The 21,555-nt window shown below is 71.3% G+C and carries 19 protein-coding genes and 1 pseudogene; 7 read left to right on the top strand and 13 right to left on the bottom strand.

Going from position 1 to position 21,555, the window contains the following annotated elements; translation table 11 throughout:
* Nucleotides 1-35: 35 nt before the first annotated feature.
* The 3 genes from ACTWQR_RS24620 to pdxR form a co-directional block, all read right to left on the bottom strand.
* A complete protein-coding gene (locus ACTWQR_RS24620; protein WP_443229315.1) occupies nt 36-1,472 on the bottom strand; it encodes a GNAT family N-acetyltransferase in 1,437 nt (478 codons plus the stop codon).
* Nucleotides 1,473-1,755: 283 nt separating this feature from the next.
* Complete coding sequence (locus ACTWQR_RS24615) at nt 1,756-3,336, bottom strand: alkaline phosphatase D family protein (RefSeq protein ID WP_443229314.1); 1,581 nt, start codon at nt 3,334-3,336, stop codon at nt 1,756-1,758.
* A 185-nt stretch (nt 3,337-3,521) separates the two neighbouring features.
* Nucleotides 3,522-4,973 carry a MocR-like pyridoxine biosynthesis transcription factor PdxR gene (pdxR, locus tag ACTWQR_RS24610; RefSeq protein WP_443229313.1) on the bottom strand — a complete coding sequence of 484 codons (1,452 nt, stop codon included), beginning with the start codon at nt 4,971-4,973 and terminating at the stop codon, nt 3,522-3,524.
* Between pdxR and ACTWQR_RS24605 the strand changes: the two are divergent.
* Nucleotides 4,964-5,380, top strand: a pseudogene (locus tag ACTWQR_RS24605) (EamA family transporter); the annotation flags it as partial. The gene pdxR and the pseudogene ACTWQR_RS24605 overlap by 10 nt on opposite strands.
* Before the next feature lie 522 nt (nt 5,381-5,902).
* Here the strand turns inward: ACTWQR_RS24605 and ACTWQR_RS24600 are convergent.
* A complete protein-coding gene (locus ACTWQR_RS24600) occupies nt 5,903-6,733 on the bottom strand; it encodes an alpha/beta fold hydrolase (protein ID WP_443229312.1) in 831 nt (276 codons plus the stop codon).
* Between the two features lie 264 nt (nt 6,734-6,997).
* Here ACTWQR_RS24600 and ACTWQR_RS24595 point away from each other — a divergent pair, with 264 nt between their 5' ends.
* Both ACTWQR_RS24595 and ACTWQR_RS24590 read left to right on the top strand, forming a co-directional pair.
* On the top strand, nt 6,998-7,882 hold the full coding sequence (locus ACTWQR_RS24595) for an RNA polymerase sigma-70 factor (RefSeq protein WP_443229311.1): 885 nt from the start codon (nt 6,998-7,000) through the stop codon (nt 7,880-7,882).
* 244 nt (nt 7,883-8,126) lie between these two features.
* Nucleotides 8,127-8,888, top strand: coding sequence for a GntR family transcriptional regulator (locus ACTWQR_RS24590; RefSeq protein WP_443229310.1), 762 nt, complete (start codon nt 8,127-8,129; stop codon nt 8,886-8,888).
* Between the two features lie 107 nt (nt 8,889-8,995).
* On the opposite strand, the gene ACTWQR_RS24585 is transcribed toward ACTWQR_RS24590, so the two are convergent.
* The 3 genes from ACTWQR_RS24585 to ACTWQR_RS24575 form a co-directional block, all read right to left on the bottom strand.
* Nucleotides 8,996-10,153, bottom strand: a complete 1,158-nt coding sequence (locus tag ACTWQR_RS24585) for an ROK family transcriptional regulator (RefSeq protein WP_443229309.1) — start codon at nt 10,151-10,153, stop codon at nt 8,996-8,998.
* A 103-nt stretch (nt 10,154-10,256) separates the two neighbouring features.
* The gene (locus tag ACTWQR_RS24580; RefSeq protein ID WP_443229308.1) at nt 10,257-10,919 is read right to left on the bottom strand and encodes a response regulator transcription factor; all 663 of its coding nucleotides are present in this window, start codon (nt 10,917-10,919) and stop codon (nt 10,257-10,259) included.
* Between the two features lie 24 nt (nt 10,920-10,943).
* Entirely contained in the window at nt 10,944-12,113 is a 1,170-nt protein-coding gene (locus tag ACTWQR_RS24575; RefSeq protein ID WP_443229307.1) for a sensor histidine kinase, read from the bottom strand.
* Nucleotides 12,114-12,221: 108 nt separating this feature from the next.
* Between ACTWQR_RS24575 and ACTWQR_RS24570 the strand changes: the two genes are divergently transcribed.
* The 3 genes from ACTWQR_RS24570 to ACTWQR_RS24560 all read left to right on the top strand — a co-directional run bounded on the left by ACTWQR_RS24570 (nt 12,222) and on the right by ACTWQR_RS24560 (nt 14,396).
* The gene (locus tag ACTWQR_RS24570; protein WP_443229306.1) at nt 12,222-13,157 is read left to right on the top strand and encodes an ABC transporter ATP-binding protein; all 936 of its coding nucleotides are present in this window, start codon (nt 12,222-12,224) and stop codon (nt 13,155-13,157) included.
* A 2-nt stretch (nt 13,158-13,159) separates the two neighbouring features.
* A complete protein-coding gene (locus ACTWQR_RS24565; protein WP_443229305.1) occupies nt 13,160-13,885 on the top strand; it encodes an ABC transporter permease in 726 nt (241 codons plus the stop codon).
* 67 nt (nt 13,886-13,952) lie between these two features.
* Nucleotides 13,953-14,396, top strand: a complete 444-nt coding sequence (locus ACTWQR_RS24560) for a hypothetical protein (RefSeq protein ID WP_443229304.1) — start codon at nt 13,953-13,955, stop codon at nt 14,394-14,396.
* 233 nt (nt 14,397-14,629) lie between these two features.
* Here ACTWQR_RS24560 and mug read toward each other — a convergent pair whose 3' ends face one another.
* Together mug and purB are read right to left on the bottom strand one after the other, a co-directional pair.
* Nucleotides 14,630-15,127 (bottom strand): G/U mismatch-specific DNA glycosylase, encoded by a 498-nt coding sequence (mug, locus tag ACTWQR_RS24555; RefSeq protein ID WP_443229303.1) that lies wholly within the window; start codon nt 15,125-15,127, stop codon nt 14,630-14,632.
* A 44-nt stretch (nt 15,128-15,171) separates the two neighbouring features.
* Nucleotides 15,172-16,614: an adenylosuccinate lyase gene (gene purB / locus ACTWQR_RS24550; protein ID WP_443229302.1), complete on the bottom strand. Its 1,443-nt coding sequence runs from the start codon at nt 16,612-16,614 to the stop codon at nt 15,172-15,174.
* Between the two features lie 288 nt (nt 16,615-16,902).
* On the opposite strand from purB, the gene ACTWQR_RS24545 reads away from it, so the two are divergent.
* A complete protein-coding gene (locus ACTWQR_RS24545; protein ID WP_443229301.1) occupies nt 16,903-17,487 on the top strand; it encodes a TerD family protein in 585 nt (194 codons plus the stop codon).
* Nucleotides 17,488-17,636: 149 nt separating this feature from the next.
* On the opposite strand, the gene ACTWQR_RS24540 is transcribed toward ACTWQR_RS24545, so the two are convergent.
* From ACTWQR_RS24540 to ACTWQR_RS24525, 4 genes are all read right to left on the bottom strand, one after another.
* Complete coding sequence (locus ACTWQR_RS24540; RefSeq protein WP_443229300.1) at nt 17,637-17,978, bottom strand: DUF4326 domain-containing protein; 342 nt, start codon at nt 17,976-17,978, stop codon at nt 17,637-17,639.
* A gap of 260 nt (nt 17,979-18,238) precedes the next feature.
* Nucleotides 18,239-19,021, bottom strand: coding sequence for an SGNH/GDSL hydrolase family protein (locus ACTWQR_RS24535; protein ID WP_443229299.1), 783 nt, complete (start codon nt 19,019-19,021; stop codon nt 18,239-18,241).
* A gap of 114 nt (nt 19,022-19,135) precedes the next feature.
* Nucleotides 19,136-20,149 carry a hemolysin family protein gene (locus ACTWQR_RS24530; protein ID WP_443229298.1) on the bottom strand — a complete coding sequence of 338 codons (1,014 nt, stop codon included), beginning with the start codon at nt 20,147-20,149 and terminating at the stop codon, nt 19,136-19,138.
* The gene (locus tag ACTWQR_RS24525) at nt 20,146-21,495 is read right to left on the bottom strand and encodes a hemolysin family protein (protein ID WP_443229297.1); all 1,350 of its coding nucleotides are present in this window, start codon (nt 21,493-21,495) and stop codon (nt 20,146-20,148) included. The genes ACTWQR_RS24530 and ACTWQR_RS24525 overlap by 4 nt, the downstream gene beginning before the upstream one ends.
* Nucleotides 21,496-21,555 lie beyond the last annotated feature (60 nt).

The following is a 21,555-nucleotide window of genomic DNA, read 5'->3' as shown; positions in this document are numbered from 1 at the left end:
AACGAACAGCTCGCGACCGCCCTCCGCCCTCCGGGCTAATCCCGCACGGAGTGCTCGCGCTGGTGCGTCTGAGCCTCGTCGTACGGCAGCTGTGACTTCACCGGTGTCGCGTCCAGGCGGGCCGTGATGACCAGGGTGCCCTCCTCGATCTGGTAGTCGAGAGGCAGGTCGAGGCCGCGCATGGCGGCGACCATGCCGGTGTTGGACGACTGCGTGACGGCGTACACGCTCTCGCAGGCGGCCTCGACGGCCATCGAAACCAGACGGCCGAGCAGCTCGCTGCCGATCCCGCGCCGCTGCCACTCGTCCTCGACGAGCAGCGCGATCTCCGTCTCGTCACCGTCCCAGAGGAGATGGCCGAGACCGACGATGCGCCCCGACGCGGTCTGCACGGCGAGAGTGCGTCCGAAGCGCGGGCTGAGGAGGTGGTGGAGGTACTTGTCCGCGTCGCCGACGGGACCGTGGTATCGCATGCTCAGCGTGCGCGGCGAGCACCGCTCGTGCATGGCCTTCGCGGCCTTGAGATCACTCGCGTCGGCCCGGCGCACGGTGATTGCGTTGCCCTGGGACAGCGTCAGTACGTCCTTGCTGCGCGGGATGCGCGGACCGAGCCGGGCATCCAGCTCGACCAGCGCGCGGGCCCGCGCGAACTCGGTGGGCGTGAACGGCAGGTACGGCCGCTCCACGGTGATCACTCCGCCTTCCGGTGCGCGCAGCCGCATCACGGTGTCCTCGAGCGCCCCCTCGACAGGCGCCGCCTCCTCCGCACGGCCGGCGCCCACCGACCCGGCGGGAATCGACCGGATCGTGCACCGTCCCAGCAACTGCCTCAGTGCCAGCGGCAGTTCCGCGGCGTCCAGGGCCGTGCGCGTCGCCAGCCCCAGGACGCGGGTGGGCGCGTCCACCAGGTCGTGCGCGTCGGCCCGTTCGATCCAGGTGCCGGTGCCGCCCGCCTGCGCGACCGCCCGGGTGACCTCGGAGCCGGCCACCTCCGCGGGAGCCCGCAGCAGGAACTCGTCCACGGTCCCCTCCGCGAGCGGATGGGTCTGCAGGCTCAGGATGTCGACCCGCTGTCCCGCCAGCGCCGTGCACAGCGCGGCCAGCGTTCCCGGTTCGTCCCGCACGGTGGTCCGCATCCGCCAGATCACGGTCTCCCCGGTGACGGCCTCCGGTGCGACCGAAGCCGCCTCGGATGTCCCGGCCTCCCGTACCGCTGCGGGCGGCCGGGCACCGGTATCGCCCGTCGGAGGGGCGTGACCGTGGTGTCGTGCCCACCATGTGCGGAAGCCCGCCGTGGCGACCAGGAGGACCGCCGAGATCACGAGCAGCGCGGGGCCGTCGGGGCCGTGCCCGATCAGGTTCGCCACGGCGTCCGCGACCGCGACCGCCGTGAGCAGTGCGGCGAGTTCAACGAGGTCCCGGCGCCAGTGGTGGACCGGGCGACCGTGCTTCGCACGCGTCACATCTGACATGTCTGGAGTCATGCAGCCACTGTGGACGATGGGTGTTGCGTGATCACGAACGCTTTGTGACTGATCGGTTAAGTGTGGTTCTGCCCGCTTTGTTGTTCTTTTTACGAGTCCTTGATGCGAGCCGGACCGGTAAGTGAACGTCCCTGGTCGGGCGCGGGTGTTCGCGAACGTGCCGCGCACCGGGGGATGACGCCGGTGCGCGACACGAGAGGTCCGACAGTACGGGAACTACTGCCCCACGCGTCAGCTACTGGCCTACACGTCAGCTACGCCCCACTGTCATCTACTGTCCCACGCGTCCCGGCTGCAGCACCTTCGTGAACAGTACCGAACCACCTGTCGCCCGCAGACGGACCGTCAGTTCGCCGCTGTCACCGTCGATGTCGACCTCGCCGAAGTACTGCGGGGACTCCATCGGCGAGACGTTCGCCGTCGTCGGCGCCTTGAGGAAGACCCGGTCGGGGCCGAAGGTGCCGTCCAGCGCGTTCGCCGGGAAGCCGCCCGCCGCCAGAGGGCCGGAGACGAACTCCCAGAACGGCGCGAAGTCCTTGAAGGCCGCGCGCGACGGGTCGTAGTGCTGCGCGGAGGTGTAGTGCACGTCCGCCGTCAGCCACACCGTGCCGGTGATCCGGCGGTGCTTGACGAACCGCAGCAGCTCCGCGATCTGCAGCTCGCGGCCGAGCGGCGCGCCCGGGTCGCGCTGCGCGACGGCCTCGATGTCCGTCGCGCCGTCGGGCACGACGAGGCCGAGTGGCATGTCGGCGGCTATGACCTTCCACACCGCGCGCGACCGTGCCAGCTCCCGCTTCAGCCAGACCAGCTGCTCCGCGCCCAGGATGCCGGTGGTGTCGTCGGTCTGCCGGCCCGGCGAGTTGGCGTTGCGGTAGGTCCGCATGTCGAGCACGAACACGTCCAGCAGAGGGCCGTGGTGCACGACCCGGTGCACCCGGCCGTCGTCGCCCGTGGCGGGCAGCGTGGAGATCGGGAAGTACTCGCTGAACGCCTTGCGGGCACGGGCGGCCAGCGTGTCGACGTCCTTCACCGTGTAGCGGGCATCGGTGAGGATCTCTCCCGGGTACCAGTTGTTGACGACCTCGTGGTCGTCCCACTGGGCGATCGTCGGTACCTGCGCGTTGAACCGGCGTACGTTCTCGTCGAGCAGCGAGTAGCGGAAGTTGCCCCGGAACTCGGCGAGGGTCTCCGCGACCTTGGACTTCTCCTCGGTGGTGACATTCCGCCAGACACGGCCGTCGGGCAGCGTCACGGACGGCGACAGCGGGCCGTCCGCGTAGATCGTGTCCCCGCTGCACAGGAAGAAGTCCGGGTCGAGGCGGCGCATCTCCTCGTACGCGTAGAGGCCGCCGACGTCCGGGTTGATGCCCCAGCCCTGGCCCACGATGTCGCCCGACCACAGGAAGCGGACACCCTCGCGCCGTTTGGCGGGCGCGGTCCGGAAGGTGCCCAGCACGGGCTCGCCGGTGCGGCGGTAGTCGTCCGGGTCGGCCAGCGTCACCCGGTAGTGGATCTGCTCGCCCGCCGGCAGGCCTCGGAGCGGAACCGTCCCCGTGAAGTCGGTGTCCGCGCCCAGGAGAGGACCGTGCCATCTCCTCGGGTCGCGGAACGACTCGGTCGCGGAGGTCTCCACGACCATGCGTGCCGGCCGGTCGGAACGCACCCACACCAGACCGGAGTGCGCGCTCACGTCTCCGGCCTGCACGCCCCAACTCGCCTTCGGGCGCCCGGACAGGGTGAACGCCGGGGCCGCGCCGCCCACGGTGGGCAGGGCGAGCGCCGCCGACGCGGCGAGCGAGCCGCGCAGAACGCTTCGGCGACCGGGGAGTGGGCTCGGCGGACGGTGTGACATGGAACGCCTCCTGGGACGGGTCCGACCAGTGTGCACGGCCACAACTACTGGTACGCCGCAGCGCACACACAAACCACAAGTGAACAACTGGCCGCGGGAGCGCTCCGCTGGGTTGGGCCGGGTTGGTGGAGGGCGGTGGATGACGTGCGGGTTGTGGGGGCTGGCCGCGCAGTTCCCCGCGCCCCTTAAGGGGCTCTTTGGCCGCCCACCTCTGCCATCAGTCGGACTCCCTCCCGGATGCGTTTCGGAGACACGTGTGCGTAGCCCAGTACCAGGCGCACCACATCATCGCCGGTCGTCCTGGAGTGTGTGTAGTCCGTGAGCGGACGTACTGCGACGCCGGCCTCGGCCGCGCTCTCCAGGAAGCGCTCCGGCGGCCCGTAGCGGTCGGGCAGCGCGGCGATGACATGGAGCCCGGCGGCGATCCCGGACACCTCCGCTCCTGGAAAGTGTTCCTCCAGGGCCGCGACGAGCGTGTCGCGCCGTTCCTTGTACGCGCGTTGGCAGCGGCGCAGTTGCCGGTCGTAGTCACCCCGCTCCATGAAGCGGGCCAACAACGCCTGGTCGACGACCGGATTGCCGAGGTCCATCGTGCGCTTCCGCTCGACGACCTCCTCGGCCAGCGAGACAGGTACCAGCAACCAGCCGAGCCGCAGCCCCGGTGCCAGCGACTTGCTGACGGACCCCGTGTACGCGACGTGCTCCGGATCGAGTCCCTGAAGGGCACCCACAGGCGCTCGGTCGTAACGGAAGTCTCCGTCGTAGTCGTCCTCGATGACGAGTCCGTCCACGGAGCGCGCCCAGTCGAGGAGTTCGGTGCGGCGCCGCGCGGAGTACGCGATCCCCGAAGGGAACTGATGGGCGGGCGTCGTCACCACCGCCCGCACGTCCGACTCCCGGAGCGGCCCGGTGGCCAGCCCTTCGCCGTCCAGGGGCAGCGGTACGGTGCTGATGCCGGCCGACGCGAACAAGGTGCCGTGCTCCGGGCTCGCGGGATCCTCCATGCCGACGGTGCGCACCCCGCGCGCGTGGAGCGCGAATCCGAGCAGGGTCATCGCCTGCGCCACGCCGGAGACGACCAGGACCCGCTCCGGGTCCGCGACCACGCCCCTGCGCCGGGCCAGCAGCTCCGCGAGCGCGGTACGCAGCCTGGGCAGTCCCCGGGGATCCGGATAGCCCAGCGTGTCGTGCGGCAGTTCGGCGAGTACTCCGCGCTGTGCGGCCGCCCATGCAGCGCGCGGGAAGAGCGACAGGTCCGGGGTGCCGGGCAGGAAGTCGGCTCGGGCGCCGGGGGAGCGGGGGGCGAGATCCCGCGCGCGTGGGCGGGCGGCCCGGACGGCGCCGCCCACCCATGTCCCGGCGCCCCGGCCGCTGTGCAGGTAGCCCTCCGCGGTCAACTGCTCGTACGCCTCGGTGACCAGCCCCCGGGACACCCCGAGATCGGCGGCGAGTTCACGGCTGGACGGCAGCCGCGTGCCCGGCGTGAGCCGCCCGGAGCGGACCGCCTCGCGCAGCGCCGCCTGCAACGTACGGCCACGCGCGCGTGCCGGTGCCGAGGCGGCCGGCAGGAGCAGCTCCCAGGCGGCGGCCCACGCCGCCGGCCCGGACGTACCCGGATTGGTCCCCGATGACGTCATGGAAGTGGACCTTAAACCGGACCGCTGCCGTTCATAGCGTCGCAGGCATGAACGCAACCACCACCCGAGGGGCGCTGCTCGCCGCCTTCGCGGGCATCCTCGTCGGCGGCTCCTTCACCGCCAACAGCGTCCTGGGCCACTACCCGTACGCGGGCGGCCAGTTCCTGCGCTACGGCCTGGCCTGCCTGCTGCTCCTCCCTTTGGTCGGACGAGGCGGAGCGGCGCCCCTGCGAGGGCTGACGTCGCGCCAGTGGACACGGCTCGCCCTCCTCGCGGCCGTCGGCATGGTCGGCTTCAACCTCGCGATCCTCGCCGCCGAACGCAGCGCGGAACCGGCGGTACCGGGAGTCTTCGTGGGGTGCGCCCCAGTCGTCGTGGCCGTGCTCATGCCCCTCCTCGAAGGCCGTCGGCCCCAGCGCGTCGTCCTGTACGGCGCGCTTCTCGTGGCCGGCGGCGCCTTCACCATCCAAGGCTGGGGCCGTACCGACGGCGTAGGACTGGCCTTCTCCGTGTGCGCCCTCATCGGGGAGGTCGGGTTCGCGGTCCTCGCCGTACCCGTACTGCGGCCGCTCGGTCCGCGGCTCCTGGCGGCCACCGTGTGCGGGCTCGCCGCGGTCGAGTCGGCGCTGGTCGGGGTGGTCGTGGACGGCCGCGCCTGGCTGCGGATGCCGGACGCCACCGAGGCCACCGCGTTGTTGTGGCAGGCGGCGATCGTCACGGTCATCGGCTTCGTCTGCTGGTACATGGGCATACAGCGCATCGGCACGGAGCGCGCCACGCTCTTCTCCGGCCTCATTCCCGTCGCCGCGGCCTGCACGGCGCCGCTGGCCGGAACGGGCTCCTACGGGGTCGCGCAGGCCGCGGGCAGCGCCCTGGTGGGTGCCGGAGTGGCCCTGGGATCGGGCGCGTTGAGCGTGCGGGCCCGCAAATCAGCGGCTGCCGTCCAGGACGACCCGCGCGACCAGGGCGGGATCGTCGTTCATCGGGACGTGCCCGCAGCCGGGCAGCCGCACCAGCCGGGCCCGAGGAATGATGTGCTTGGCGCGGATCCCCTGGCGACGCACCAGGATCCGGTCCCGGGTCCCCCACGCGACGGTGACGGGAAGTCCGGGGATGTCGTCCGTGAACTGGACGGAGCCGCCGACCTTGAGGGTCTCGGTGAACCCCTCGGCGTTGGCCAGCGCGAGGGTCTCGGCGACGACCGCCTCGGGTGAACGGCGGCCCGGGCGGGCGTAGATGGTGCTCGTCAGCACGGTGCGCCCGGCCGCCGTACGCGACAGCCGCTCGACCACCGGCAGCGGCATGCTCCGGGCGGCCTGCCGCATCGCCTGCAGCAGACCGAACGCGTATCGCCGCTCGACCGGTGACCAGAACCCGGCGGGCGCCAAGGCCGTGACGGACCGTACGAGCTTCGCGCGGCCCAGATCCAGCGCGAGCAGGCCGCCCAGGGAGTTGCCCGCCACATGTGGCCGTTCGAGTTCCAGCTCCTCGCACAGCGCGCCGAGCGCCGCGTTCATCGTCGGCAGGTCGTGGGCGAGCCCGTCGGGCAGCGCGGGGGACTCGCCGCAGCCGGGCAGGTCCACCGCGATCACGTCGCGCTCGGCCGCCAGGATGTCGATGATCGGGTCCCAGGCCTGCCGGTGGTGGCCGATCCCGTGCAGCAGCAGGAGCGGTTCGCCGCTGCCCACGCGCGCGTACGCGAGGGACACGGTCCGCGGGCCGTGCGGAGTGGGGACGTTGAGGGAGACCGTGGCGGACATGGAGCTGCTCCTCGTCTGGGACCGGGCTGGCTTGTAGACAGCTTGTCAGCAATTGCTACCGGCGGGTAGTACCCGGCGGCCGCCAACCTCTTGAACCAGCTCATGAACCAGCTCGTGGGCAACCTCATGGGCCGTACGCCCTCAACGCGCCCCACGCGGCCCGGTGTTGAGCGCCACGCGCCGGACCGTCGGGCCCTACAGCCGTCCGCCGGAAACGGTGATTGCGCCTGGACATGACCCGATGCGTCGGGATGGGATGGTGCTGTGACTACCGACACCGCGACCGAGGTTTTCGAAGAGCACCGGCCCGTCCTCATGGGCGTCGCCTACCGCATGCTCGGCCGGGTGGCCGACGCGGAGGACGTCGTCCAGGAAGCGTGGCTGCGCTGGTCCGGCGCCGACCGCTCCGACGTGCGCGAACCGCGCGCTTATCTGGTGCGCGTCACCACGCGGCTCGCCATCGACCGGCTGCGCCAGGTCCAGTCCCGTAACGAGGCCTACGTGGGGCCGTGGTTGCCCGAGCCGTACGTCACCGACTTCGCGGGAACCGTCCCGGACGCGGCGGAGCGGGCCGTGCTGGCCGACTCCGTCTCGCTGGCCGTTCTCGTCGTCCTGGAGTCACTGTCGCCGCTGGAGCGCGCGGTGTTCGTGCTCAGGGAGGCCTTCGGCTATCCGTACGCGGACATCGCCGTCACCCTCGACCGCAGCGAGTCCGCCGTGCGCCAGCTCGCCGGGCGGGCCCGCCGCCACGTCGACGAGAAGCGGCCGCGCTACGAGGTCGACCCCGCCCAGCAGCGCGATCTCACCGAGCGGTTCCTCGCCGCGTCGGCCGAGGGTGACCTGGAGGGGCTCATGGCCCTGCTCGCCCCGGACGTGCGCCTGGTGGGCGACAGCGGGGGCCGGGCCCAGGCGCCGCTGCGGGTCATCGAGTCCGCGGACAAGGTGGGCCGTTTCATCCACGGCGCCGCCCGCAAGGGCGCCGGGGATGTGTCGTTCCGGTTCCTGGAGGCCAACGGCGGCGTCGCGCTGCTGGTCCTGTCCGAGGGCAAGCCCGACAGCGTCTTCCAGCTGGACGTCGCCGACGGCCGGATCCAGTGCATCTACGTCGTCCGCAACCCGGACAAGCTGCTGTCCCTCGCCGTCGACTGACAGTGCCCTGCCCGGCCGAAGCCCCCGTCCAGGAGACGGGGGCTTCGCCGTTCTGTCATGAATTCTGCGTATCGCGAACGCCGCATGAACGCTCTGCGGCAACACGCCTGTGCGAGCTGTAACGGATCGAGGATTGGTCTTGACCAAGGGTGGGGGCGGGCATATCGTCGCAGAGATAGTGCAGGAACCTTTAATAAACAAGGGCGTTAAAAGCCGCCGGGACACGGCGATTGCGGAGGACACGGTGGGGACCACGCAGTTGGATACGGTGCCGGAGCCCAAGTACTGGCACCTCAAGACCGTGCTCAGTGAAGCACTGGACTCCGAGTTCTCGGTGGGTGAGATCCTGCCCAACGAGCGTGATCTCGCGGCCCGGTTCGGAGTCGCCCGCGCCACGCTCCGCCAGGCCCTGGAGCAGCTGGAGCTCGAAGGCCGGCTGCAGCGCCGCCGCGGCGTCGGCACGACCGTGGCACCGCCGCGCATGGGCGTGGCCGTCGGATCCGAGCAGCACACGTGGCCGGGCGCGGTCGGCGACGCCTGGCAGCCCGCGGACTGCACGGTGACGGCCCCGCCCGCGGCGGTCGCCGACATCCTCGACACGGGCCACGACGAGCAGGTGCACATGGTGCGCCGCTCCCGAGTGACACACGGCCAGCCGGTCGCCGCCGAGCTGCTCTACATCCCCGCCTCGTCGGTGCCCGACCTGTCCGCCATCGACGCGCCTTCGGGAGCCGCACGCGCGCGTGCCGTGCTGCGGGAGCTCCAGCATCTGGAGCTGGAGGGCGAGGACCGTGCCGTGGAACTCGGCTCGGCCCGCGCGGACGACGCCAAGGAACTCGACCGCCTTCCCGGGGCGCCCGTCCTCGTCGTCACCACCCGCTTCTTCACCGAGGGCCGCACGGCGGCGGTCTCCGTAGCCACGTACCGGGCCGACACCTGCCGGCTGACCTTCGCCGACTCCGGCGGTGTGGAGATCCACCACGACCAGGAGCGCCAGGCCTCCTGAAGGGCCGCGTCGGATGGGCCTTGTGGCCCGCCGGTGGCCTGAGAGCTGTACCGCTGTACTCGTCGCGCCCCGGGACTCCGGGGCGCGACGCGTTTGGGTGGAGGCGATCAGCGGCGTGCGGTCACGGTGCCCTCCACCGCGAAGAGCTGCTCCTCCACATGGTCGAGCGCCAGCCGCAGCGCGCCCGTCGCCACCGCCGCCTCGCCGAGGAGTGACAGCGTCACCCGGGGCGGCCGCAGACAGTAGCGGGCCAACTCCTTGCGCAGCGGCTCCAGTACACCGTCGATGCCCGTCGCCCAGCCGCCGATCACCACGAGCTCGGGGTCCAGGGCCAGGACGAGCGCGGCCACATCGTGCACCAGACGTTGGATGAATCGGTTGACGGCCGCCAGCGCCCGCTCGTCGCCGGCACGCGCGTGCGTGAAGACCTCCGCCACCGCCTGCTCGTCGAGCGGGTGCAGTGGCTCGTCGGTCGTGGACAGCAGCGTTTCCGGGGTCACCTCGCGGCCCAGCAGATGCAGCGCGCCGATCTCGCCGGCCGCCCCTCCGTAGCCGCGGTGCAGGCGTCCCCCGATGAGGGATCCGGCGCCCGGGCTCAGGCCGGCCAGGACGAACACCATGTCGTCGGACTCGGTGGCCGCGCCCTTCCAGTGCTCGGCGACCGCCGCCGCGTTGGCGTCGTTCTCCACGAGCACCGGGCATTTGAAGGAGCGGCGCAGCCGCTCGCCCAGGTTCAGGCCCGTCCACTCCGGCAGCGCGGTGCCCAGGCGCACGGTGCCGTCGGCCTCGACGATGCCGGGCGTGCCCACACCGACGGCACGCAGGGAGCCGCGCGCGACTCCGGCCCGGCGCAGGAGCTCGGCGACGGCGAGCCGCAGCCGGTCGAGCCGTTCGTCCGCCGACGCGGTCTCACACACGTCCTTGGCGATCGTGCCCAGCACCCGGCCGTCCAGGTCGGCGAGGAGCGCGGCCACGCGGTGCGCGCCGATCTCCAGGCCCAGCAGGTGCCCCGCCTCCGCCCGGAAGCGGAACCGTCGCGCGGGCCGCCCCTGGCGCCGGGCAGCGCCCTCCTCGGCCGCGGTCTCGACGACGAGGCCGCCCTCGATGAGCCCCTCGACGACGCCCTCGACAGTCGGCCGGGACAGTCCGGTCACCCGGGTGATCTCGGTGAGTGTCGCGAAGTCCGTGGCGCGCAGCGCGTGCAGCACCACCGCGGAGTTGATCCTCCGCAGCAGAGAGGGATCCCCGCCGGTCAGCCGCCCCAACGTCCGTCCTCCCAGCTAGTGCGCGTGTCGGTTGGCCGGATCGTACTCGGCGCGGCGGCCCCCGGCGAGTGCCGTGCGTCACGTCCTCGCCGGTCGCCCCGGATCAGCCGGGCGCCACGAACCCCGACTCGTACGCCGCGATCACCGCCTGGGTCCGGTCCCGGGCGCCCAGCTTGGCCAGTACGGCGCTGACGTGGGACTTCACCGTCTCGGTGCCGACGATCAGCCGCGCGGCCATCTCCGCGTTCGACAGGCCCCGTGCCATCAGCCGCAGCACCTCCGCCTCGCGCTCGGTCAGCGCCGCCCGCTCCAGCGCTGCCCGGGCCTCGGGATTCCCGCCACGATCCCCGTACTCGGCGGCCAACTGCCGCACGGAGGCCGGGAACAGCAGCGATTCGCCCTCGGCGACCAGCCGCACGGCGTGCACGATCTCGGCCGGCCGGGCCCGCTTCAGCAGAAAGCCGTCGGCACCCGCGCGCAGCGCCTCGTAGACGTACTCGTCGTTCTCGAAGGTCGTCACCACGAGGATCTTCGGCGGCCGGTCGACGGTTCGCAGCACCGCGCGCGTGGCCTCGATGCCGTCCAGGAGCGGCATGCGGACGTCCATCGCGACGACGTCGGGCCGCAGCCGCCGCACCAGCGGGATCACCGCCGCACCGTCGGCGGCCTCCCCGACGACCTCGATATCGGGCTGCGCCTCCAGAACGGCGCGCAGACCGGCACGTACGAGGGGTTCGTCGTCGACGAGCAGAACGGTTACCGGCATCCGGCCAGCCTAAGCGGTGCTTGATCAGCGCAGCGGCAGTTCGACGCGTACCTGCCAGTCACCGTCGTCCGGGCCGGTCGCCGCGTGGCCGCCGAGCAGCGAGGCCCGCTCCCGTATGCCCCGCAGACCGCTGCCCCCGCGGGCCCCCGGTATCTCCACCGTCAGCGGATTGCGCACCTCCAGGGAGAGGGCCCGGTCCTCGACCGCGATACGGACCCGGACGGGTACGGACCCCGCGTGCCGCAGCACATTGGTCAGCGACTCCTGGAGGATGCGGTAGCCCTCGCGGGAGACCGGACCCGGCACGGTCTCCAGGGGGCCCGACAGCTCGACGTCGACCTTGGCGCCCGAGGCGCGCGCCGACTCCAGGAGACGGTCGGCGTCCGTGAGGGTCGGGCGGCTGCTCGCCGGCCGCTCCGACTCGCGCAGCACGCCGAGCACCCGCTCCAGGTCCTCCAGGGCGGCCCGGCCCGTGTCCTCGATGGCGACCAGAGCCCGGTCGGTGAACGCGGGGTTGCCCGCGGCCCGCGCGGCCCCTGCCTGCACCACCGCCACCGTCAGCGCGTGACCGATCGAGTCGTGCAGCTCGCGGGCGATGCGCGTGCGCTCCAGGAGCTGCTCGGTGCGCTCCTCCAAAGAGGCGAGCCGTTCCGAGGGAGAGGGCCCGAGGAGACGGTGCGCGATGAGGGTGATCAGCGCACCCGAGCCGACCACGACCGCGGCCAGCACGATCAGCGGAAGAGGTGCGAGCAGGGCGTACCACCAGTGGTGGCCTGGAACGTGGACGAACGTCGCCGCGTCCGGAGCGCCTCCTTGGGCCGTCCTCACCAAGTCGTCGGTGAGCATGGAGAGGTGGATGGTGAGGAAGGAGACAGCACAGCCCAGGAGCAGCCGGGTCTCGAGCCACAGGACCGTCCGCCCGCGGTCACCCCAGGTGGCCGACGGCGCGGTGACTATCCGCTCGTCCTTGCTGTCGTGCCGCTGGCCAAGGAGCAAAAGCCTCGCCTGCAGCCCTTCCACGGTCCGCATCGCGGGCACGAGCCCGGCGAGGACGAGCAGCGCGACCGCTGTGAACCACGCCCACGGCGGGGAGAAGATGTACCACCACATGGCCGGCCACACGACGGCCATGAACAGATGCAGCCATCGTGTGTACGTCACCGCCCGGGTGAACGGACGCAGTAAGCGGACCATTCCGTCATCGTGCCAGCCACCACTGACAACGGACCTCCCCCGAGCGAGGGAGACGCCCTCCCCGGGCGGGGGAGGACCAACACCCCTCCCGGCAGCCAGCCTTGAGCCATGACCAGCATCGACGTCCAAGATCTCACCAAGGAGTACGGCACCACGCGCGCCGTGGACGGGCTGACCTTCAGCGTCGTCCCCGGCCGGGTCACCGGCTTCCTCGGTCCCAACGGCGCCGGAAAGTCCACCACCATGCGGCTCGTGCTCGGCCTGGACCGGCCGACGTCCGGCACCGCCACCCTCGGCGGCCGCCCGTACGCGACGCTCGTCGAGCCACTGCGCCACGTCGGCGCGCTGCTCGAGGCCCAGGCCGCACACGGATCGCGCACCGCCCGCGACCATCTGCGGACGCTCGCCGTGAGCAACCGCGTCGCGGACCGGCGGGTGGACGAGGTGCTGGAGGAGACCGGCCTCGCAGCCGTCGCGCGGCGCCGCGTCAAGACGTACTCGCTCGGCATGCGCCAGCGCCTGGGCATCGCGGCCGCGCTCCTGGGAGACCCACCCGTGGTGATGCTGGACGAGCCGTCCAACGGGCTCGACCCCGAAGGCATCATCTGGATCCGCGAGTTGATGCGACGGCTCGCCCGAGAAGGCCGCACCGTGCTCGTCTCCAGCCACCTGATGAACGAGACCGCGTCCTTCGCCGACCATCTCGTGGTGCTCGGCCGGGGCCGCCTGCTCGCCGACACACCGGTGCGGGAGTTCATCGACGCGCGCGTGCAGCCCCGCGTACGGGTGCGCACGAGCGACGGCACCGCACTCAGGGATGCGCTCGCCCGGCATGGATACGAGGCCATGGAGAGCGAGGACGGGCGGTGGACCGTCCTCCACGCGCGCGTGGAGGACATCGGGCGCCTGGTGTCCGACGCGAGTGTGCCGATCCTCGAACTCGCCGCGGAAGAAGGCACGCTGGAGCAGGCCTACCTCGACCTGACGGCGTCCGAAGCCGAGTTCACCGCGAAGCAGTCCGCGTCGCAGCCCCAGGAGGCCTGACCATGTCGTTCACGCCCGTGCTCCGCTCCGAGTGGATGAAGATCCGTACGCTCCGGTCGCTCTGCGGAGCACTGCTGGCGGTCCTGGCCGCCGGCGCGGCCTTCTCCGCGCTCGCCGGGGTGTCCGACACCTCCGACGAGGATTTCGACCCGTTGTTCATGGCTCTGTCCGGGGTGGCCCCCGGACAGATCGCCGCCATCACCTTCGGTGCCATGGCCGTCTCGTCCGAGCTCCACGGCGGCGGGCTCCGCGTCTGGCTGACCGCGGTCCCGTACCGCGGACGGTGGTTCGCGGCCAAGGCGACGGCTGTCGGGGTATCGGCCCTCGTCGTGGGCGTGGTCACCGGCTTCGTGTCGCTCGGCGTCGCCAAGCTCGGCCTCGGCGCGGCGGCGAGCGGACTGACCTGGGACGAGGAACTGCGTGGTGCCGTCGGCTGCGGCATCTACCTCGCGCTGATGGCACTGCTCGCGACCGGGCTCGCCGCCCTGCTGCGCAGCGGTGTCGCCACGCTGAGCATTCTCATCCCCTTCCTGCTCATCGTCTCCTTCGTGGTCGGGGACATGTCCGGGAGTGCCGCCGACTTCCTGCCCGACAGGGCGGGGCAAGTGGTCTTGCAGGAGACGTGGGACGGCACGCTCGGGCCCTGGACGGGGCTCGCGGTGACGGCGATGTGGGCGGCGGCCGCGCTGCTCGCGGGAGCGTGGAGTGTTCGCCGCCGGGACGCGTGAACCGGAGAGCAGTGTGTGCCACCTGACAGACCGCCAATTGTCAGTGCCGGCCGCTTTACTGGACCGCATGACCATGGCACGACACCTGGCGACCATCGACCTGCTGTGCTCCCGTGACTTCCCCACGGAGTACGGCAGGTCGGACGTCGGGACCGAGGGACCCGGCTATCACATCGCCGAGTTAGCGACGAGCGACGACTTCTGGGAGGACGACGGCACAGAGCGGGACGAGACCGAGACGCAGTACGAGTTCGACAGGGACGGCCTCTCGGAGCGGCTGACCAGTCGCTGGGGCAGCCCGGGCATCTTCAGCCTGGCAAGCGTCCTCGAGCGAGCCACGGATGGAGAGGACATACCGGAGCCGTGGGGCACGCTCAGCTCTCACGTGCCGGACGTGCACCTGTGGAAGGCGGTCGGCCACGAGCGCTGGGTCGCCCTGGGGGTGTCCCAATGGGACAGGGAGCTGCCCTTCCAACTCCTCGCCGTCGTCACGGAAGTCGACCCGCCGTGACCGCCCAAGCGCTCCGCTGGAAGAACGGTGACGCTGTGTCGAAATGCGGCTCCGCCGCGTGCGCGGGCCGGTGGGGGCTGGTCGCTCCCCCTCTCGGCTCCTCCCCCACTCTCGGCTTCGCTCGAGCGGGGGACCCCCATGAGCGGGGGGACCCCCATCGCGGCGGAGCGCATATGTCACAGCCCCGCGCCCCTTACGGCGGGCCGTAGCGCACCGAACTCGACCAAGGCCGCTCAGCCCTCGGCCGCCTCCCGCAACCGCCCGAACTCCTCCGCCATGGTCCCCGCCGTCCAATGCGCGTTGAGACCGCTGGGATTGGGCAGCACCCACACCCGACTGGACCCGATCACCCGCTCCTGCGGCCCGACCGCCGCCCTGCGGTCGCCGAAGGCCGCCCGGTACGCGGTCACGCCCACCACCGCGAGCCACCGCGGCCGCAGCCGCTCCACCTTGGCGGCGAGCAGACGCCCGCCCTCCTGGTATTCGTCCGCGCTCAGCTCGTCGGCCCGCGCGGTCGCCCGCGCCACCACGTTGGTGATACCGAGCCCGTACGAGAGCAACTCGCCCTGCTCCGACGGCTTCAGCAGCCGGGGAGTGAAACCGGACAGGTGCAGCACCGGCCAGAAACGGTTGCCCGGGCGCGCGAAATGATGTCCCGTCGCGGCCGTCATCAGGCCGGGGTTGATGCCGCAGAACAGCACATGGAGACCGTCCGAGACGACATCCGGCACGAGCCGGTCGCGGGCGGCCTCCAGGTCCGCGGGGGTGAACCGCGTCAGAGGATCGCCCCCGGCGCGTAGCCCGCGGCCTCCGGGTGCCGCTTCACGATCTCCTCGATCCGCCCGACGACCGCCGCCACCTGGTCGGCGGCGGCGCCCGTGAAGGACAGCTTGTCGGCCATCAGCGCGTCGAGCCCGGCCCGGTCCAGCGGAATGCGGTCGTCGGCGGCCAGCTTGTCCAGCAGCTCGTTGCGCTCGGTGCCCTGCTCGCGCATGGCGAGGGCGGAGGCGACGGCGTTCTCCTTGATGGCCTCGTGCGCGACCTCGCGCCCGACCCCCGCGCGCACCGCGCCCATCAGGACCTTGGTGGTGGCGAGGAACGGCAGATAGCGGTCCAGCTCCCGGGCGACGACGGCCGGGAAGGCACCGAACTCGTCGAGGACGGTGAGGAAGGTCTCCAGGAGGCCGTCCAGCGCGAAGAACGCGTCGGGCAGCGCGACCCGGCGCACCACCGAGCAGGACACGTCGCCCTCGTTCCACTGGTCGCCCGCCAGCTCGCCGGTCATCGAGGCGTAGCCGCGCAGGATCACCATGAGGCCGTTGACACGCTCGCAGGAGCGGGTGTTCATCTTGTGCGGCATCGCGGAGGAGCCGACCTGGCCCGGCTTGAAGCCCTCGGTGACCAGCTCGTGTCCGGCCATCAGCCGGATGGTCTTCGCGATGGACGAAGGCGCCGCGGCCACCTGCACCAGCGCGGTGACGACCTCGTAGTCGAGCGAGCGCGGGTAGACCTGGCCGACGGACGTGAACGCCTGCGAGAAGCCGAGGTGCCGGGCGATGCGCTGCTCCAGATCGGCGAGCTTCGCCGCGTCCCCGCCCAGCAGGTCGAGCATGTCCTGAGCCGTACCCACCGGGCCCTTGATGCCGCGCAGCGGATAGCGGGCGAGCAGCTCCTCGACCCGGCCGTACGCGACCAGCAGCTCGTCGGCGGCGGTCGCGAAACGCTTGCCCAGGGTGGTGGCCTGCGCGGCGACGTTGTGCGAGCGGCCCGCCATGACCAGCTCGCCGTACTCGCCCGCGAGCTTGCCCAGCCGCGCCAGCACGGCCACCGCGCGGTCCCGGATCAGCTCCAGGGAGAGGCGGATCTGGAGCTGCTCCACGTTCTCGGTGAGGTCACGGGAGGTCATGCCCTTGTGTACGTGCTCATGGCCCGCGAGGTCGTTGAACTCCTCGATCCGCGCCTTCACGTCGTGCCGCGTGACCTTCTCGCGCTCGGCGATCGAGGCCAGGTCGACCTGGTCGAGGACGCGCTCGTAGTCGGTGAGGGCGGCGTCCGGCACCTCGATACCGAGGTCCTTCTGAGCCCGCAGCACGGCGAGCCAGAGCTGACGCTCCAGCTTCACCTTCTGCTCGGGGGACCACAGGGTGGCGAGCTCGGCCGAGGCATAGCGGCCGGCGAGGACGTTCGGGATACGGGGCTTTGCGGGTGCGGCAGTCACGTGGAGGGAGTTTACCCGTCGTGCGCGGCGGCCCGTGAACGTCCGCTCAGCCCAGACGTCCAGGTCAGAGGCGGCCAGAACAGCCGTCACACGCCGGGGCCGTGAGACAAGCGTGAGACGGTGGCAGCCCTGATCGTCCGGGGGCGGCACCGACCCCGATGTCCTGACGTCATGCGGCAGGCCTCCGAGGGCGTGAACAAAGCCGCTACTTCCGCACCTGGTGTGCCGAGAGCCGAGAGCTCCAGGCAGACTTCATTTGTTGCAGTCCACCATGAACAGGGAGCGCGCATGATCACGCTTACGAAGGAAGACGGCCCGGCAGATCTGGACGGCGTGACCCATCTGACCATCGGGGCGTCCTGGGACCCTACGGTCGGGAGCAGCGGCGGGCTGATGGGCAAGCTCCGTCAGAAGGCCGGCACCGACCTCGATCTGATCGCCATCGCGATGCAGGGGGCGGAACCGGTACGACTGGCGGGCCTCGACTCGCTGGACCCGCTGGGCAACGGCTCGTTGCAGCACAGCGGCGACAACCAGACCGGGAAAGGGGACGGAGACGACGAGACAGTGACTGTCGACTTCGCCAGGGTCCCGTCCAACATCACGTCCATCGTGTTCATTGCTGCCGCGTACAAGAAGCACAGCTCCTTCCAGAAGGCGCGGAACATCAGTTTCAAGGTGTATGACGCGACCGGGGGCAGCAGCCAGCAGGTCGCCGACATCTGGCCGAGCCTGCTCGGCAGCGACAATGCCTGCGCTGTGGCCAAGGCGATGCGGGTCGGCGGGAGTTGGAAGCTCCAGGTGATCAACGAGGTGGGGAAGATCAAGCAGGGTGACGAGCAGGCCCTGATGCGCTTCGCGGTGAGCAAGTAGCAACAGCCGGATCTGACGCCGCACGTCGGCTCGGCGCCCCTCATACCCTCGGCGTCTGTGGGCTCGTCCGGGCCGATGTCGCGCGGATCGGCAGGAATCCTCGCGTTCATGGGTGCTTCCGCGCCCCCGTCCCGGAACGCACTGGCGGCCTACGACCCCGCGTCGGCCAGCTCCGCGAGGATGTCGCCGTGGCACAGCTCCGGCGCGCACCAGCAGGCCAGCGTCCTGCCGCGCAGTTCGGGCACCTGGGCGAGGAGCTCGGGGCGCTCGAGGAGGTACGCCCGGTACTTCTCCATGACTTCGGCGCGGGTGCCGTCCCGCTTCTTGGTCGGGGTGTCGGGGGCGAACGGGTTGTAGAGCGGGTGCTGGGGGAGGTCCCAGTGCCCAATGGTCCAGCGGCGGCCGACGTAGACGAGGTCCGCGGGGGCGTGTTCCAGGCGGGGGCCGAAGTCGTGGATGCGGCCCTTGAGGTTGATCACGGTGGTGGTCACACGGATCTCCTTTCGCGTCGCCGGGCCCCGAGCCCGAGCACGCGGTGGGTCGGCGAACCCGATCGCGCCGTGGGTCGGCGAACCCGATCACTGGGTGAGTCGGCGAATCCGATCCTGCGCCGCACGGGCCATGTACGCCACCCGTCGTCCTCTGAGCCGCCAAGCCCTCCGCGCCGCCACCGCCGCCAAGGCCTCCGCGCCTCGCACAGCCCTTCGCCTGCGCACTGCCTACGTCCTACGCCACGGGGCCGTTCTACTTCCTACGCCACCGACCCGTCGTACGGCAGCAGCTCAGGCCGTTTGGCCGGGCGGCCGTCGCCCGACGACCGACCGGTCAGACGGCGGCCGATCCACGGCAGCAGGTACTGCCGGGCGAACCGTGCGTCGGCGGTCCGGCGGGCCACCCAGCCCGGCGGGGCGGACGGCGGCATCGGTGTACGCCACTCGGTGTCCTCCGCCTCGTACCCGAGCGTCTGCCACACGGCCTCCGCGACCCGGCGGTGCCCCTCGCCCGTCAGGTGCAGCCGGTCCACGTCCCACATACGGGGGTCGCCGAGCGAGGGCGCCCCGTAGAGGTCGACCACGAGCGCGTCATGCCGGGTGGCGAGCTCGTCGATGCAGGTGAACAGCTCCTCCATGCGCGGACGGAACCGTGCCAGGACCGGGCCCTGGCGGCCGGGGCTGCGCATCAGGACGAGCTGCTTGCAGGCGGGGGCAAGGCATTCCACGGCCTCTTCCAGGAGTCCGCGGACCCGCCCCATGTCGCACTTGGGGCGGAGCGTGTCGTTGAGCCCGCCGACCAGCGTGATCACATCCGGCCGCATCGCCGCCGCCACGTCGACCTGCTCGGCGACGATCTGGCCGATGAGTTTGCCGCGCACCGCGAGGTTGGCGTACCGGAAGTCGGGGGTCCGGGCGGCCAGCCGGGCCGCGAGGAGATCGGCCCAGCCGCGGTACGAGCCATCGGGCAGGAGGTCCGACATGCCCTCGGTGAAGGAGTCGCCGACCGCGACAAGACTGGTGTAAGTGGCATTCGTCTGCATGGCGGAAGCGATGATATCCCGCGCACATACCCACCGGTCTGCCACCCGGCGGACGCCAACTTCCTTGCCCGGACCCGGACCGCCGCCCCCGGACCGCCGCCCCTCACACTGACCTCACACCGGCTGCCCGAACAACTCCCTCAACACGTCCTCCATCGTCACCAGCCCCGCCAGCCGCCCGTCTCGGCCGAGCACCGCCGCCAAATGCGTACGACTCCGCCGCATCGCCGTGAGCACGTCGTCCAACGGCGTGCTCTCCCGTACGCGGGCGATGGACCGCATGTCCTGGACCCGGAACGGAAGATCCCGAGGCATCGCGTCCAGCGCGTCCTTGACGTGGAGGTAGCCGACGATGCGCCGCCCTTCGTCCACGACGGGGAAGCGGGAGAAGCCGGACTCGGCGGACAGGGTCTCCAGCCGCTCGGGCGTGACGCCCACGCGCGCGTAGACGACGCTTTCCAGCGGAAGCACGACGTCCCGCACCGGGCGGCGCCCCAGTTCCAGGGCGTCGTGCAGCCGCTCCTGGGCGCGGTCGCCGATGAGCCCGGCCTCGCTGGAATCCTTGACCAGCCGGGCGAGTTCGGTGTCCGAGAAGGTCGCGGACACCTCGTCCCGCACCTCGACGCGCAACAGCTTCAGCAGCCCGTTGGCGAAGGCGTTGATCGTGAAGATCACCGGTCGCAGCGTCCGGGACAGCGCGACCAGCGGCGGGCCGAGCAGCAGCGCCGAGCGCACCGGTTCGGCGAGTGCGATGTTCTTCGGCACCATCTCGCCGAGGAGCATGTGCAGATACGTGGCCAGGGCGAGCGCGATCACGAACGAGATCACGTGCCCCGTGCCGGTCGACATCCCCACCGCGTGGAACACCGGCTCAAGCAGATGCGCGATCGCGGGCTCCGCCACTACACCCAGGACCAACGTGCACAGTGTGATGCCGAGCTGTGCGGCGGCCATCAGCGCGGACACGTGCTCAAGCCCCCACAGCACGCTCCGCGCCCGCCGGTCGCCCTCCTCGGCATACGGCTCGATCTGGCTGCGGCGCACCGAGATCAGCGCGAACTCGGCGCCCACGAAAAAGGCGTTCACGACGAGTGTCGCCAGACCGATCAGCAGTTGCACGGCGGTCATCGCTCGCCGCCTCCTTCGGGGAATCCAGCGGGATCGTCCTCGGTGAGCGGTGCGTGCATCAGCACCCGCGCGGCCCGTCGCCCCGACGCGTCCACCACGTCAAGCCGCCATCCGGCGACCTCGACCGTGTCCCCGTCGGCGGGGATGCGCCCGAGCTCGGTCGCTAGCAGGCCCGCGAGCGTCTCGTACGGCCCGTCCGGGGCGCGCAGTCCGACGCGGGCCAGATGGTCGATGCGGGCGGAGCCGTCGGCCGAGTACAGCGTGCGGCCCTCGTCGTCCGTACCGGCCGAGGCGAGGTCGGGTGTCTCATGCGGGTCGTGCTCGTCCCGTACCTCGCCGACGACCTCCTCGACGATGTCCTCCAGGGTGGCGACGCCGGCGGTGCCGCCGTACTCGTCGATGACGACGGCCATCGTCCGCTTGCCGGACAGCCGGTCCAGGAGCCGCTCGACGGTGAGCGACTCCGGTACGAGCAAGGGCTCGCGCATCAGCTGCGACACGGGAGTACGAGCCCGGCCCTCGGCGGGCAGGGCGATGACGTCCTTGATGTGCACGACGCCCACGACCGAGTCGAGGTTGCCGCGATAGACCGGGAACCGGGACAGTCCGGTCGCACGCGTCGCGTTCGCCACGTCCTCGCAGGTCGCCTGGACGTCCAGGGCCATGACCTGGACGCGCGGCGTCATCACGTTCTCCGCGGTGAGGTCCGCGAGGTTCAGCGTGCGCACGAACAGCTCGGCCGTGTCCGCCTCCAGGGCGCCCTGCTTCGCGGAGTGCCGGGCCAGGGCGACCAGTTCCTGCGGGCCGCGGGCCGAGGCCAGCTCCTCGGCGGGCTCGACGCCGAAGCGGCGTACGACACGGTTGGCCATGTTGTTGAGATGGGTGATGAACGGGTGGAACACCGCACTGAACCAGCGCTGCGGCGTCGCCACCCGCTTGGCCACGGCGAGCGGCGAGGAGATCGCCCAGTTCTTGGGCACCAGCTCGCCGACGACCATCAGGAAGACCGTCGACAGGGCCGTACCCAGAACCAGTGCGACGGACGAGGAAGCGGAGTCCGGAACACCGACGGCCTCCAGCGGTCCGGCGATCATCTTGGCGATGGACGGCTCGGCGAGCATGCCGACGACCAGGTTGGTGACGGTGATACCGAGCTGCGCGCCGGAGAGCTGGAAGGTGAGATTCCGTACGGCCTTGAGAGCGCCCGAGGCGCCGACCTCGCCGCGCTCCACTGCTCGCTCCAGCTCGCTGCGCTCGACCGTGGTCAGCGAGAACTCCGCCGCGACGAAGGCGCCGCAGGCCAGCGAGAGAAGCACCGCCACGGCGAGCAGGAGCACTTCGGTCATCGGGTCACCTCCGTCCCATGGTCGGGCAGGGGCGGGGGGATCGCGCGATGTCGACGCGGC

This window comes from Streptomyces sp. 2A115 (assembly GCF_052245575.1).
GTDB lineage: Bacteria > Actinomycetota > Actinomycetes > Streptomycetales > Streptomycetaceae > Streptomyces.
This window is presented reverse-complemented; position numbering and strand designations above follow the sequence as displayed.

What these genes read in the sequence shown, in the direction of transcription:
- ACTWQR_RS24525 (WP_443229297.1), bottom strand. Translation starts at nt 21,495, where the DNA reads ATGACCGAAGTGCTCCTGCTCGCCGTGGCGGTGCTTCTCTCGCTGGCC.
- ACTWQR_RS24580 (WP_443229308.1), bottom strand. Translation starts at nt 10,919, where the DNA reads ATGCCGGTAACCGTTCTGCTCGTCGACGACGAACCCCTCGTACGTGCC.
- ACTWQR_RS24615 (WP_443229314.1), bottom strand. Translation starts at nt 3,336, where the DNA reads ATGTCACACCGTCCGCCGAGCCCACTCCCCGGTCGCCGAAGCGTTCTG.
- ACTWQR_RS24575 (WP_443229307.1), bottom strand. Translation starts at nt 12,113, where the DNA reads ATGGTCCGCTTACTGCGTCCGTTCACCCGGGCGGTGACGTACACACGA.
- ACTWQR_RS24620 (WP_443229315.1), bottom strand. Translation starts at nt 1,472, where the DNA reads ATGTCAGATGTGACGCGTGCGAAGCACGGTCGCCCGGTCCACCACTGG.
- ACTWQR_RS24565 (WP_443229305.1), top strand. Translation starts at nt 13,160, where the DNA reads ATGTCGTTCACGCCCGTGCTCCGCTCCGAGTGGATGAAGATCCGTACG.
- ACTWQR_RS24570 (WP_443229306.1), top strand. Translation starts at nt 12,222, where the DNA reads ATGACCAGCATCGACGTCCAAGATCTCACCAAGGAGTACGGCACCACG.
- ACTWQR_RS24600 (WP_443229312.1), bottom strand. Translation starts at nt 6,733, where the DNA reads ATGTCCGCCACGGTCTCCCTCAACGTCCCCACTCCGCACGGCCCGCGG.
- ACTWQR_RS24530 (WP_443229298.1), bottom strand. Translation starts at nt 20,149, where the DNA reads ATGACCGCCGTGCAACTGCTGATCGGTCTGGCGACACTCGTCGTGAAC.
- ACTWQR_RS24535 (WP_443229299.1), bottom strand. Translation starts at nt 19,021, where the DNA reads ATGCAGACGAATGCCACTTACACCAGTCTTGTCGCGGTCGGCGACTCC.
- ACTWQR_RS24545 (WP_443229301.1), top strand. Translation starts at nt 16,903, where the DNA reads ATGATCACGCTTACGAAGGAAGACGGCCCGGCAGATCTGGACGGCGTG.
- ACTWQR_RS24560 (WP_443229304.1), top strand. Translation starts at nt 13,953, where the DNA reads ATGACCATGGCACGACACCTGGCGACCATCGACCTGCTGTGCTCCCGT.
- pdxR (WP_443229313.1), bottom strand. Translation starts at nt 4,973, where the DNA reads ATGACGTCATCGGGGACCAATCCGGGTACGTCCGGGCCGGCGGCGTGG.